This window comes from Simiduia sp. 21SJ11W-1, from assembly GCF_024138675.1.
In the GTDB taxonomy this organism is placed as follows: domain Bacteria; phylum Pseudomonadota; class Gammaproteobacteria; order Pseudomonadales; family Cellvibrionaceae; genus Simiduia.
In genome coordinates this window covers 1,550,103-1,562,747 of the sequence record NZ_CP090959.1, presented here as the reverse complement: position 1 = coordinate 1,562,747, position 12,645 = coordinate 1,550,103, and the positions used below count along the sequence as shown (strand labels likewise).

At 56.2% G+C, this 12,645-nt stretch carries 10 protein-coding genes and 2 tRNA genes; 2 read left to right on the top strand and 10 right to left on the bottom strand.

The genetic code is table 11. The annotated features are described in order from the left end of the window. Positions 1 to 12: 12 nt before the first annotated feature. The 10 genes from L1F30_RS06835 to L1F30_RS06790 all read right to left on the bottom strand — a co-directional run bounded on the left by L1F30_RS06835 (position 13) and on the right by L1F30_RS06790 (position 12,170). Positions 13 to 1,056: an AraC family transcriptional regulator gene (locus L1F30_RS06835; protein WP_253360958.1), complete on the bottom strand. Its 1,044-nt coding sequence runs from the start codon at positions 1,054 to 1,056 to the stop codon at positions 13 to 15. A 9-nt stretch (positions 1,057 to 1,065) separates the two neighbouring features. Continuing rightward, on the bottom strand, positions 1,066 to 1,311 hold the full coding sequence (locus L1F30_RS06830) for a hypothetical protein (RefSeq protein ID WP_253360957.1): 246 nt from the start codon (positions 1,309 to 1,311) through the stop codon (positions 1,066 to 1,068). Continuing rightward, positions 1,308 to 2,192, bottom strand: coding sequence for an HAD family hydrolase (locus L1F30_RS06825; protein WP_253360955.1), 885 nt, complete (start codon positions 2,190 to 2,192; stop codon positions 1,308 to 1,310). The genes L1F30_RS06830 and L1F30_RS06825 overlap by 4 nt, the downstream gene beginning before the upstream one ends. Before the next feature lie 3 nt (positions 2,193 to 2,195). Then, positions 2,196 to 2,627 carry a hypothetical protein gene (locus tag L1F30_RS06820; RefSeq protein WP_253360953.1) on the bottom strand — a complete coding sequence of 144 codons (432 nt, stop codon included), beginning with the start codon at positions 2,625 to 2,627 and terminating at the stop codon, positions 2,196 to 2,198. 71 nt (positions 2,628 to 2,698) lie between these two features. After that, positions 2,699 to 3,325 carry a transglycosylase SLT domain-containing protein gene (locus L1F30_RS06815; RefSeq protein ID WP_253361766.1) on the bottom strand — a complete coding sequence of 209 codons (627 nt, stop codon included), beginning with the start codon at positions 3,323 to 3,325 and terminating at the stop codon, positions 2,699 to 2,701. 14 nt (positions 3,326 to 3,339) lie between these two features. Beyond that, positions 3,340 to 5,373: an NAD-dependent DNA ligase LigA gene (ligA, locus tag L1F30_RS06810; protein WP_371922652.1), complete on the bottom strand. Its 2,034-nt coding sequence runs from the start codon at positions 5,371 to 5,373 to the stop codon at positions 3,340 to 3,342. A gap of 97 nt (positions 5,374 to 5,470) precedes the next feature. Continuing rightward, on the bottom strand, positions 5,471 to 6,616 hold the full coding sequence (zipA, locus tag L1F30_RS06805) for a cell division protein ZipA (protein WP_253360949.1): 1,146 nt from the start codon (positions 6,614 to 6,616) through the stop codon (positions 5,471 to 5,473). A gap of 80 nt (positions 6,617 to 6,696) precedes the next feature. Further along, positions 6,697 to 10,206, bottom strand: coding sequence for a chromosome segregation protein SMC (gene smc / locus L1F30_RS06800; protein ID WP_253360947.1), 3,510 nt, complete (start codon positions 10,204 to 10,206; stop codon positions 6,697 to 6,699). A 180-nt stretch (positions 10,207 to 10,386) separates the two neighbouring features. Next, a complete protein-coding gene (ccmI, locus tag L1F30_RS06795) occupies positions 10,387 to 11,658 on the bottom strand; it encodes a c-type cytochrome biogenesis protein CcmI (RefSeq protein ID WP_253360945.1) in 1,272 nt (423 codons plus the stop codon). After that, positions 11,655 to 12,170 carry a cytochrome c-type biogenesis protein gene (locus tag L1F30_RS06790; RefSeq protein WP_253360943.1) on the bottom strand — a complete coding sequence of 172 codons (516 nt, stop codon included), beginning with the start codon at positions 12,168 to 12,170 and terminating at the stop codon, positions 11,655 to 11,657. The genes ccmI and L1F30_RS06790 overlap by 4 nt, the downstream gene beginning before the upstream one ends. Positions 12,171 to 12,348: 178 nt before the next feature. On the opposite strand from L1F30_RS06790, the gene L1F30_RS06785 reads away from it, so the two are divergent. Both L1F30_RS06785 and L1F30_RS06780 read left to right on the top strand, forming a co-directional pair. Beyond that, positions 12,349 to 12,424, top strand: a tRNA-Val gene (locus L1F30_RS06785). 47 nt (positions 12,425 to 12,471) lie between these two features. Continuing rightward, positions 12,472 to 12,548 (top strand) — tRNA-Asp (locus tag L1F30_RS06780). Positions 12,549 to 12,645 lie beyond the last annotated feature (97 nt).

The window sequence follows — 12,645 nt, the reverse complement described above, 5'->3', positions numbered from 1 at the left end:
TTTGCGGCGCACCTAGCCCTTTTCCAAGCCTTTACGGTACTCGCCTGGGGTAACGCCCGTCCACTTCTTGAAGGCGCGGAAAAAGGCGCTGGTTTCATCAAAACCCAGCCGCTCGGCTATGCAGCTGTTGGTAAGTTCTGGGCAGCTCAGGTAGTGAAAGGCAGCTTCCATGCGGCACTCGTCTTTCAAGCGCTGGTAGGAGGTAGATTCCGCCTGCAATTTACGCCGCAATGTGGTGACTGAAAGGTTCAGTCGCGAGGCTACGGCCTCTGCACTGGGCTGGTTGCCGCTCACATCCTTAGACAGTATCGCCCGCACCTTGGCCTTCAGGCTTTGCTGGCTGCTATCGCTGATCACCAGGTGGTAAGGCGCCGAGCGCACGAAATCCATCAGGGTATCCTGGTTCTGAACGATGGGCGCATCCAGGTAGCTGGCATCAAATTCAAACCCTGTGAATGGCTGCTCAAAGTGCAGTTGGGCCGGGTAGCACTCGGCCATCTCACGAAACTCATCGGGGCAGGCAAAGGCGAAATAAATGCCATAGAGCGGAATTTCACGGCCAATGAGCCAGGAGTTAAAGCGCTGCCACACAGCCAGGCTCGTGCGTACCTGATTGGGCGTCGCACTACTGACCATACAGTCAAACTCGGCCTTGGTAACCGAGCTGATACCGCACATCTCTACCCGCGCAACGCCCTCAACGGGTTCGGTAAGCCTTGAGCGCACCAGAAAACCGCGGCAGATCTCGCAAAACTCCCCCGCCCGCACAATGGCCTGGCGTAAATTAGCCGCCTGTATCACGGTCAGGCAAAGCAGGCGGAATGAGCCCAACCGCACCTTGCCGCCGCTGAACATGCCGAAGCATTCATCCTGCATAACCTGCATGACGCGCTGGTAGAGTTTGCCGTATTTAAGTGCGGAAAAGGGTTGGCCGTGAGTCAGCTCTGCCTCACTGATGGCAAGCTCAGCCATCATCTGCTCACGATTGCCGCCATTTTCCGCAAGAGTTTGCAGCAGGGTTTGGGCGTATTCGCTGGGAACGCTGACATCATCCATGGTGCGAGGTCATTTTTTGTGCGTTAAGGCGCGATGAATTTTGCGCACGGCCGCCGCCAGAGTGTGGGCGGCCACCACCGTGATGGCCGCCGCCAACATAATCACAAGTAACGCCAACAGGCTTGCCAGCGCGAAGCGCAAGGCCTCGCTTAAGGGCAGATCCCACGCCAGAATAGCCGCCAGCACAAAGGCCATGCAGGCGCCAATACTCACCGCCACTGAACCTTTCTTGCGGAAAAAACGCCCAATAATCATTCAAATTCCACTGTTGTTAACGGCTGGGCCCCATTCGGGCAGCGCTTTAATAAATGCGATATTGCATAGGCTACGCCATCCTGGCATGACGGGCGAGTCACAAAGCTTGCTGCCTGCTGAACCTCAAGACCTGCGTTACCCATGGCAATGCCAAGGCCTGCGGTGCGCAGAAAATCCATATCCGAGCCGCCATCACCAAAGCTCACCACTTCACCGAGACCACACCCAATCCGGCTGACCAATTGCTTTAATAACGCCACCTTGTCCACCGCGCCACTCACCACACTGGCAAACTGCCACTGCGGGCGTGACGGCAAATGGGCGTAGGCAAAATGCTGAGCGCCAAAATGGGCTTCAATAGATACCAAGCCTTCCGGGTGCTGGGTGAGCTCGGCACCCAGCAGTAACTTGTAGGCGGGCACCTTGGGCCAGCTTGCAAAGGGCAATACTTCGGCATGCACACCCAAATGGCGGCCATGCTCTTGGGCAATGCTACTTGGGGCAGCTATACAGAATTTATCGTCGTAGTAGATTTCACAGTGCAAGCCTGCAGCAATTGCAGCCAGAGCTATGGGCTGCCACTCGGCCACGGTCAGCCGGTGCTGTGCAAGCCAAGTACCGCCATGCTGGCAATGGGCGCCGGTGTAAAACACATGGGGGCCTGTAAGCTGCAATTGTTCCTGCAGGTGCGCCACGGCAAAAGGCGGGCGACCGGTGGCGAAAGCCGTGCTTACGCCTGCTCGCTGTAGGCTGGTAATGGCGTTGATGGTTGCAACAGACAGGCGCCCTTCCCGATCCAGCAAGGTGCCATCCACATCGAAAAACGCAAGGCGCGGGCGCGCGCCGGCACAGGGCAGCTGGTGGATAAACGGGGTGTTCATGAATTAGATGTGCAAACCACCTTCGTGGCTCCACTCACAGCGCACGGAAATACCGCCACTGCCTGGGGCATGGTAGCTGCCGTTGGATTCCCACGTGAAGGTATGCGTGCCGGAAAGCTCTGTTTCCAGATGTACCGTAGCGCTCACCCAATACATATTCGCCAGTAAATCTTCAAATTTGGCGAGCCATTGTTCCCACTCGTATTCAACGGCCTTGTAAGAGGCACCAAAGTGCATAACGTCTGTGTGGTACTGGCTCATGGTGCGCTCGGCTACCGGTAACGAAAACATATCGCGGCACAAAAACGGCCAGTCATCGGCATCGGGCAATGCCATCATGGCGTTGGCATTGGTTTTACGGCGCTCGCTGTCGCCCAGCGCACCGGACACATCCTTGATGCAACCGTACACGATAGACTCTTGATCGTTATACATAGCACACAGCCTCTATGGTTATTCTGACGTCACTCTACCCAAAAGCACCCGCATCAACAATGACCGCTGCATCAAAATGGCCACCAGGATGAACCTAAATCCTCTTCGCATTTCGCCAGTTGCGCGCGGTAGCGGCTGGCGCGGCTAGATACTTTTTTTGCCACACCCTTAAGCCAGCCCTTGTTGCGAAAGGTGCGACGATTAAAACCACCGTGGCCTTCATGGTAAGCGAGGTACAAGTGATAGGTATCGTGCAGCTGAATCTTCGACATACGCGAGCTTTGGTAGTTATACCAGCCGATAAAATCAATGGCATCGGCAAAGTCGTCCCGGCTGGCCCAGCTATTGCCGCTATTGTTCTGGTACCACTCCCAGGTTTCATCTTTGGCTTGTGAATAACCATAGGCACTGCTGGCGCGCGGGCCCGGGAATACCCACAATATCTTGGTGCGTGGCGGGCGCGCTTTGGCAACAAAACGGCTCTCTTGGTGCATCATCGCCATTAAGGTAGGAATGGGCGACTTCCAGCGTTTTTCTGCGTTTTTTGCGTCTTCGTACCAGTCGTCTTTTTCGTAAAAAATATCGCAAAGGTTATCGGGATTGCGCGGCGGCGACGTGGTGCAACCGGCCAACAGCGCGCAGGCGGCCAGCACTGGCAACAATCTTTTAAATACGGATACCCAAGAACCTCTACCCATACATACGATCAAACTCATTCGCCCTGCCCCCAGGCCGCCAGCTGGGTAATAAACTCCGCTTCGTTTAACACGGCAACCCCCAGTGATTCAGCCTTGGCAAGCTTTGAACCCGCGCCGGGGCCTGCCACCACACAGTGGGTTTTTGCAGACACACTGCCGGCCACCTTGGCGCCGAGTGCCAGCAGCTTTTCTTTGGCTTGTTCGCGAGTCATTTGCTCAAGACTGCCTGTCAACACCCAGGTTTGGCCAGCCAAGGGTAAACTTTCTGCCACCACCGGCTCATGCTCGGGCCAGTGCAGCCCTGCGGCCTGCAAATCAGCAATCAGCTCGCGATTGCGTTGGTCGGCAAAAAAATGCGCGATGCTCGCCGCCGACACAGGGCCGATATCGTTCAGCGCCACAAGCTCGGGTTCACTTGCCGCCATCAATGCAGATAATTTACCAAAGTGCGTAGCCAAAGCCCGCGCCGTGGTTTCGCCCACCTCGCGAATACCCAGCCCAAAAAGAAATTTAGCCAAGGTGGTGGTTTTGCTTGTATCGATAGAGGCCAGTAAATTGTCGGCAGATTTTTCGCCCATGCGCTCAAGGGCCAGGAGCTGCTCGCGCTTATCGCCTAGCCGATAAAGATCTGCGATGCTGCTAATCAGCCCTTCATCCACCAACTGCTCAACTAATTTGTCGCCCAGGCCATCAATATCCACGGCCTTGCGCGAGGCAAAATGCTTAATGCCTTCTTTCACTTGCGCCTGGCACAACAAGCCGCCGCTACAACGCATAGCGGCCTCGCCTTCTACCTGCACAACCTCCGAGCCGCATACCGGGCAATTGCTTGGGAACACCACGTCGCGGGCATCAGGTGGCCTGCGGCTGGTAATTACCGACACCACCTGCGGAATAACATCCCCGGCGCGGCGAACAATAACGGTATCGCCAATTTTTACATTCAGCCGCGCAATTTCATCGCGATTGTGCAGGGTTGCGTTAGACACAGTAACCCCACCCACAAATACAGGCTCAAGCCGGGCCACCGGCGTTACGGCCCCCGTGCGACCCACCTGAAACTCCACATCCAATAGCTGCGTCATTTCTTCTTGCGCCGGGAACTTGTGCGCAATGGCCCAGCGCGGAGCGCGCGCCACAAAACCCAATGTGGCCTGCAGCGCGCGGCTGTTAACTTTAAAAACGATGCCGTCGATATCGTAAGGCAGCTGGTTGCGCTTGGCGCCCAGGGCTTCAAAATATTCAAGGCACGCCTCAACACCTGTTACCGCGCGCATTTCAGGATTAATTAAAAAACCCCAGTCGCGTAGCGCAAGCAACACATCGGTATGGCGGTCTGGCACGCTGCCCTCCACCTGGCCTACGTTGTAGCAGCAAAACTCCAACGGCCGGGCCGCGGTTACTTTCGGGTCTAGTTGTCGCAAGCTGCCAGCCGCTGCATTGCGCGGATTTACAAAAAGCTTTTCGCCCCGCTCGCGGGCCAGGTTGTTTAGGCGCTCGAAGCCTTGCTTGGGCATATAAATTTCACCGCGCACTTCAAGCAATGCCGGGTAGTGTTCACCTAACAGCTTTAGTGGCACCGAGCCGATGGTGCGCACGTTCGCGGTAATGTCTTCACCGGTTGAGCCATCACCGCGGGTTGCGGCCTGCACAAGCAGGCCGTCGCGGTACACAATACTCACCGCAATGCCATCGAGCTTAGGCTCGCAGGCGTATTCTATTTCCTCGGTAGACTTCAGGCGGTCTTGCAGGCGCTTGTTAAAGTCGCGCATGTCTTGGGCGTTAAACGCGTTATCCAAACTCAGCATAGGCAGTGCGTGCTGAATTTGTGCGAAGGCACTCATGGGCTTGGCACCCACCCGCTGGCTGGGTGAATCAGGCGTTACCCAATCCGGGTGTGCTGCCTCCAGCTGCTGCAGCTGCTGCATTAGCCTGTCGTATTCGGCATCTGGCAGGGTTGGGTCGTCGAGTACGTAATAGCGATAGCTATGGTAATTAAGTTGAGACTTTAGGGCTTCGTAATCCGCCGGAGTCATATCTGAGGCCATAGGGTTTTTGTGGTTATTGTGCGGCCACCAAAGGGCTCTAGCGTGCATTTGGCGGGCAACATCGGATTAGCATGGCCCGCACACGCGGGCCTGGTATTTACATTCGGGCCTTTTCGAGCTGTCGCTTGCGCTCGAACTCGGCAACCCGTGCACGATTATGCTCAATGGTTTGCGCTGTTAATGTGCTTAGCTGGTCATCGCGCAGCTCGCCGCCCAATTCTTCTGCCAGCTTGCGCGCTGTTTTAACCATGGCTTCATAAGCCGGCAGGCTTTCGGCATCGCTTGGCAGTGTCATGAACAGGCTAAGGCCCGGGGTGTCGTTTTCATCCATGCGGTGCAAATCGAACACACCCGGCTGCACCATATTCACCAAGCTGAATTGAATGGGGCCTTCACCGGCGGCATCTTGATGCATGTGAAAAATCTTGCGCGAGCCAAATCGCATACCCGCGCCGAGTATGGCCTCTTTAATGGCCGCACCCACAAAGACTTCGCCCTTGGGGGCCATCACGCGCACAACAAACACTTCTTCGGGCTCATCGGCCGTTTCTACGGTGGGCTCACCGCGATCAGGCGCAACAGGTTCGGCCCTGCCGGAAAACAGCACGCGGTCGTAGGCATCGTCGTCGATTTCATGGGGCGCGTCTTCGGCTTCAACATCATCGGCCGCCCCCAAACTGGGCTCTTGCCGGCTGCCATCGTCGTCATCCAGTATATCTTCGCCCAGCGTTGGCTCTACAGGCTTTGACTTGCTTGCGCTTTTTTGAACCGGCGCATCGGCAAGGGTGAAGGGATCGTCTACATCCATCAACAACGGTACTTGCTGATTAAGGTCTAACTCCGCTTGCTGCACAGGCTCCGGTTTAAAGGGATTGGCCTTGGCAGGCTTTGGCTTTTCCGCGGCAGGCTTGGCATCTGGCTGCGGGCTTACACTTGCGGCCTTTTGCACAGGCTTACCTTGAGCAGGTTTCGCGTGCACAGGTTTACTCTGAACAGGCTTACCGGGGGCGGAGTTTGACGTACGCTTTTCAGGCTGGCCTGCAGATTCGCGCTTGGCAACCACGCGCGCGCCACCGTTGGGCAGCTCGCTGCCGTAGGCTTCAAGGTCTTCTTTATTGGTGCCTTTGTGCATAGACAGCGACATGCGCATTTCATTGCGCTTGGCCGCACGCATACGGCGCAGGCCGTCGAGCAATACACCAATAATTAAACAGGCAATAATGACCGTTAACCATTCACGCATAGCGAAATTCCTTCCTCGCGGTGCCAGTGATAACAAGCATACTGTGTGTCATTGATTTCACCAAACTCACAGGCTGCACATTAAGATGCAGCCAACTCGGCGGCTTCTTCTACATCCACCGTTACCAGCCGAGAAACACCCGGCTCGTGCATGGTTACACCCAACAACTGGTGTGCCATTTCCATGGCAATCTTGTTGTGGGTAATGTAAATAAATTGCACGTGCGCAGACATCTCTTCCACCATGCGGGCGTAGCGGCCAACGTTGGCATCATCAAGCGGCGCATCTACCTCGTCCAGCATACAGAAAGGCGCAGGGTTCAAACGGAAAATAGAGAATACCAGTGCGATGGCAGTGAGCGCCTTTTCACCACCACTTAACAGGTGAATGGTGCTGTTACGCTTGCCCGGCGGGCGCGCCATAATGGCGATACCGGTATCAAGCAGGTCTTCGCCGGTAAGCTCCAGGTAGGCATGGCCGCCACCAAACACCTTGGGGAACAACTCTTGCAGGCCGGAGTTCACCTGATCGAATGTTTCTTTAAAGCGCGTGCGAGTTTCGCGATCGATCCGGCGAATGGCGTTTTCCAGTGTTTCCAACGCCTCCATCAAATCGCCGTTTTGCGCATCCAGATAATTTTTGCGCTCGGATTCCGATTTATACTCGTCAATTGCCGCCAGGTTAATGGGGCCCAGGCGGGTAATTTTGTTACCAATGGTTTCCAGCTGCGCCACCATAGGCGCCTCTTCTGCATCTTCCGGCAATTCGGCCAGCAGCGCTTCCAAATCAAACTCTTCTTCTTTGAGCTGATTTTCAAAGCCCTGCTTTTGCACTTCCAGCGTTTGCGCCTTCAAGCGCTCTTGCTCCAGGTTGCCACGCACCTTTTGCACGTCTTGCTCGGCACGGTTGCGCAGCTGTTCTACCTCGCGCAGTGAATGCTCAACGGTTTCCACCGCTTTGCGCGCCTCGCCCAGTTCCTCTTCCACCGATACGCGTTTTTCCAGCAGCGCTTCAAGCTCTAGCTTGTATTCTTCAATTGGGTCGTGGTTATCTGATAGCGCGGCTTCCAATTGCTCGCGACGCTCGGCCAAGCGGGCAGATTGCTCTTGCATGCGGCTCATGCCGGCCTGAATGGCCGAAAGTTGGGTGCGCAAACTTTGAACGCGCATGGCCAGCTCGTGGCTGCGGTCTTTATCGTGGCGGGCCTTTTGTCGGGCTTCATCCAGACGTGCGCGAATGCTGTCGCGGCGGGTCATCAGCTCTTCGCGCTTGCCGGTGTCGCGCTCCATGGCATCAATGGCTTCTTCAAGGCTCATACGCGCCTCAGACAGATGCTCTGCCTCAAGTTCCATTTGCTCGCGGGCTTCGGCCACTTCATCGGAGATGCGCTTTTTGCGATCCAGAATTTGTTCAACGCGCACCTGGCGTGCTGACAGCTGCGCTTTAATTTCGCTGTACTTACGGGTGTGCTCATCCAGGCTTCGGCGCAACTGTTCACGGTTTTGCTCAAGCTCTTTTAAGCGCTCGCGCCCCAGTTGCAGCTGCTCGGATTCCGTGGCCACTGCGCTTTCAAGGGATTCAAGCTCAACCGCCAGGGTTTCCAGCTCTTGCTTGCGCGCAATAACGCCTGCGGTGGCGTCGTTATCGCGCACCACTCGTAACCAGTTCGGGCCAATCCAAATGGCCTCTTTGGTGATTACCGATTCATTGGCCGATAAATTAGCCCGCAACGCCAAGGCTTCTGCCAATGTTTCAACAGCGTAAACCTGGCCCACGAGTGATGCGATGGATACATCAGCATCAATAAAGCTATCAAGGGTTACGGCTTTATCGCCCGATTGCGCCTGCACTTGGGCGGCGCTATCTACCAGCAGCAGCTGGCCCTGGGTAAGGCTTTCCAACACACCGGCTACGGAATCCAGGCCCTGGGTACACACTGCTTGCAGGTTGTTGCCAAGTACTGTTTCTACGGCTTTATCCCAACCATCGCGTACGCTTAACCCTTCGGCCAAACGTGGTTTGTCTGCGAGGTTATTGTTTTCAAGCCAGCGGGTAACCGCTTTGTTTTGTTCGCCAAGTGCAGCCTGCTGCAAGGCTTCAAGTGAGGCATGGCGCCCGCGCAAGGTTTGCAGCTTGCTTTTCTTTTCATCCAGGCTGTTATTAAGCTGGTTGTTGGTTTCGCGCAGGTTGTTGATGTCTTCTGCAATCTGCTCGTTGCGATCGCGGGTTTCTTCGCCCTGCAAATCGAGCTCGGCCAGCTGTTCGGTTAACTCTTCAATTTCGTCTTCAACCTCACCGGCGGTGAGGTGCGATTTTTCTTCCTCAAGCTTGCGAATGCGCTCTAGCAGGCGCGTTTGCACCTGCTCTAAATGCTGAATACGCGATTGCTGCACTTCCGCGCGCTGGCGCGGCTCTGAGGCCTGCTGGTTAAATTCGTCCCACTCGCTTTGCCACTGCTGCATTTGCTCTTCGGCTTCCATCAGCAGCTCGCTGGAGTTATCACCGGCGGATTGCACCAAATCCAATTCCGGTTCAATTTCCAGCAATTCTGCCTGCCAGCCCTCGGCCTTTTCGGCATCCAGCCGCAAGTGCTCTTCGGCTTCTTTGCAGTCGCGACGGGTTTGATCCAAATCGATAGTGAGCTGGCGCACGCGATCTTGCGCGTGGCTAATACTTTGTTCAATGCGCGCTATATCAGAGCCCACTGAGTAGTAGCGGCCCTGCACTTCGTTGAACTTGTCGCCAAGCTCGGTGTATTGGGTGCGGTACTTTTCGATCTGGGTGTCTTTGTTTACCTGTTCGGAAACAAAGGCTTCCACTTGCACTTCCAGCTCGCGAATGGCCGCGCGCTTGATTGTTACCTGCTCTGCCAGCACCCGGTAGCGCAATGCCTGCAATTGGGCCTTGAGCTCGCGCTCTTCTTTTTTGAACAATCCGTATTTTTCAGCGGCCTGCGCCTGGCGTTCAAGGCGCGACAGCTGGCGCTCTAACTCATCGCGAATATCAGTTAAGCGCTCAAGGTTTTCGTGGGTGCGGCGAATGCGGTTTTCTGTGTCGCGGCGGCGCTCTTTGTATTTTGAAATACCGGCCGCTTCTTCAATAAATACCCGCAAATCTTCCGGGCGCGCTTCAATCAGGCGCGAAATCATGCCCTGCTCAATAATGGCGTAGGAGCGTGGCCCGAGGCCGGTACCCAAAAAGATGTCGGTAATATCGCGGCGGCGGCACTTATTGCCGTTGAGGTAGTAAAAATTCTGGCCTTCGCGGGTTACCTTGCGGCGAATAGAGATTTCTGCGTAGCTTGCGTATTCCCCTACCAGCTTGCCCTCGGAGTTATCAAACACCAGCTCAATGGATGCCTGACCCACGGGCTTTCGCCCGCCCGAGCCATTGAAGATAACATCGGTCATGTTTTCGCCGCGCAAATTCTTTGCCGACGACTCACCCATCACCCAGCGCACGGCATCGATAATGTTGGACTTGCCGCAACCATTGGGGCCAACCACGGCGCCCAGGTTGGAAGGAAAATTAACGGTTGTCGGGTCTACAAAGGATTTAAACCCGGCCAGCTTGATACATTTGAGCCGCATACAACAGTTTCACTCTTGGTCTCAACAGCCCTAAGCCATTGAATATTCTAGTATTTATAGGCACATAACCGGTGGAACACAGCGCTGTTCAGGCGATGAAGGTGGCGTTCCCTGCCGGTCGTGATAGACGCCCGAAGATGGGGCGATTCTACACAGATGCCCGCCCCATTTCACCCTGCCTTACTGCACCTGCTGCTGCACCTGCAGTGCTACGGAAGCCGGCCCTTCGGCAAGGGAAATCGGCCCTTGCGACGCCTGCCAATCCCCCTTGGCCGGCACCGGGCTGCCCGAGGCCGAAACCCGTGCAACAACTTCCAGCTGGCCCGCCGCCGCAAGCGACGTGCCTGCCATCATGGCTTTGCTGTCATCGAGCACCACCACTGCAGGCAGCTGATCAATGCGCAGCCGCTCAATAGCCAGTGGCATTTTGGCCCCCTGCCAGGCGCGCACATACACAAATACCGTTTGGCCGGAACGCGGTACGGCGTCGCCTAAGCTCACACTCACGGTAATAGCAGGCCCTGTGGCTCCCTGGGTTTCAGCTGTGCTGTTGGCAGCGCCTGCCGCATCGCCCTGATTTGCCTGCGCATCGCCCTGATTTGCCTGCGCATCGCCTGCGGCGGCGAGTGCCGCACGGGCTTGCGCCACGCCACCTTGCAGGGCTTTATAGCCAGGCGAGCCCGGCTGGCTGCCCGCCAGCGCACGCTGCCAGTAGTCTACTGCTTCGCGAAAACGCTGTTGCTCGTAGGCGGCAATGCCCGCAAGGCCCAGCGCCGTGGTGTTCTCGGGCACAAGATCGAGCGCGCGCTGGGTAATGCGCTGCACTTCGGGGGTCATTTGGTTGTTAGAGGCCAAAAACAAAGCTTGCGCCATTTCGGCCACTACCGAACCCGCCTCCGGCTCACGATTCACCACCTCCATATAGGCCATGGTGGCATCGGCGTAGCGCCCCATATCCATGTAAAGGCGCGCCAGGGTAAACCAGCTTTGGGTGTTTTCCGGCTGCTGATCAAGCCGTGCGCGCAACATTTCTGCCACTGCCGGTGCATCTTTGGCGCCGCTCATGGCCTGCATTTTATCGCGCAGCAATACGTCTTGGCTGGCGCCACTCTGCCAATACCAGACACCTGCAATCACCGGCAACAACACCGCCAGCACCAGCAACAGCTGTGCACCGCCGCGTGTGTGGGTGGCTGGCTCGGGGTGGCTATCGGCTTGGGTGTCGTCCAACAGCGAGAGCTTAAGCTCATCGTGCATGGCACTGTGCGCCTCGGCATCCAGCTCGCCGGCTGCCAGCTGGGCATCCAGCTCGCCCACGCGCTCGCGATAAATTTCAATATTGGTGGCACCGCGCGCCAGCCCCGCCGAACCCCGCTGCGACCACAAGGGCCACAACACACTCACTGCCGCCAACAACGCCAATACAGTGGCAACTACCCAAAAAAACGTCATTCGCCAGATTCCTGCTTGTTGTTGGCTGAGGTGGCTGAGGGCGCTTCACGCCCGGCCACAGATGAAGCCACCAGCGCATCCAGGCGCGCACGTTCTTCATCACTGATAGTTTTCACAGGGCGCGCACGCCCACGGGCAAACCAGAGCACAATGGCCACGCCCAGGGCAAACAGCACCAAGGGGGTAAGCCATAGCATCAAGGTGTTCGATTGCACCCTTGGCTTATAAAGGATGAAATCGCCATAGCGGGCCACCATGAAATCGGTGATTTGTTCATCGGTTTTGCCCTCCATTAGCAGCCTGTGCAGCTCGCGCCGCAGATCGGCCGCTATAGGGGAATCGGAGCCTGCCAAATTCTGGTTTTGGCATTTCGGGCAGCGCATCTCCTCTGTAAACAGCTGATATCGTGCCCGCAGCTCCGGATCTTCAAACTCATACACCTCAATCGCGGCCTGTGCGCTGCACACCAGCATCACACTCACCACCAATAGCTGAATCGCCTTGCGAATCACACGCCTGCTCCCACAAAGTTCCAATGGGCGGGGAGTATAACAACGCACCCTGCAAGCGCCTATGTTTGCAACGCCCGGAATATGCGCCAACAACCAAGGCGTTGAATCCACTGAAAAAAATTAAGAATATTGTTGACCGACCCGGATTTATCAGTAGAATACGCGGCTCCTGAACACCGGGTGGTTAGCTCAGTTGGTAGAGCGGCGCCCTTACAAGGCGTAGGTCACAGGTTCGACCCCTGTACCACCCACCATATTCAGGCGGCAATTAACGCAGTTGATTGCGCCTACACGGTTTAGCGGACCGGTAGTTCAGTTGGTTAGAATGCCGGCCTGTCACGCCGGAGGTCGCGGGTTCGAGTCCCGTCCGGTCCGCCATTATTTGACTAGCCTCTAGTCTTTAAAAGCCCCGATTTATCGGGGCTTTTTTATGCCCATCAAAAAGCACACTCATTGAACCTAACCCTGCAGCTGC

What these genes read in the sequence shown, in the direction of transcription:
- ccmI (WP_253360945.1), bottom strand. Translation starts at nt 11,658, where the DNA reads ATGACGTTTTTTTGGGTAGTTGCCACTGTATTGGCGTTGTTGGCGGCA.
- L1F30_RS06820 (WP_253360953.1), bottom strand. Translation starts at nt 2,627, where the DNA reads ATGTATAACGATCAAGAGTCTATCGTGTACGGTTGCATCAAGGATGTG.
- ligA (WP_371922652.1), bottom strand. Translation starts at nt 5,373, where the DNA reads ATGGCCTCAGATATGACTCCGGCGGATTACGAAGCCCTAAAGTCTCAA.
- L1F30_RS06825 (WP_253360955.1), bottom strand. Translation starts at nt 2,192, where the DNA reads ATGAACACCCCGTTTATCCACCAGCTGCCCTGTGCCGGCGCGCGCCCG.
- smc (WP_253360947.1), bottom strand. Translation starts at nt 10,206, where the DNA reads ATGCGGCTCAAATGTATCAAGCTGGCCGGGTTTAAATCCTTTGTAGAC.
- L1F30_RS06830 (WP_253360957.1), bottom strand. Translation starts at nt 1,311, where the DNA reads ATGATTATTGGGCGTTTTTTCCGCAAGAAAGGTTCAGTGGCGGTGAGT.
- L1F30_RS06835 (WP_253360958.1), bottom strand. Translation starts at nt 1,056, where the DNA reads ATGGATGATGTCAGCGTTCCCAGCGAATACGCCCAAACCCTGCTGCAA.
- L1F30_RS06815 (WP_253361766.1), bottom strand. Translation starts at nt 3,325, where the DNA reads ATGGGTAGAGGTTCTTGGGTATCCGTATTTAAAAGATTGTTGCCAGTG.
- zipA (WP_253360949.1), bottom strand. Translation starts at nt 6,616, where the DNA reads ATGCGTGAATGGTTAACGGTCATTATTGCCTGTTTAATTATTGGTGTA.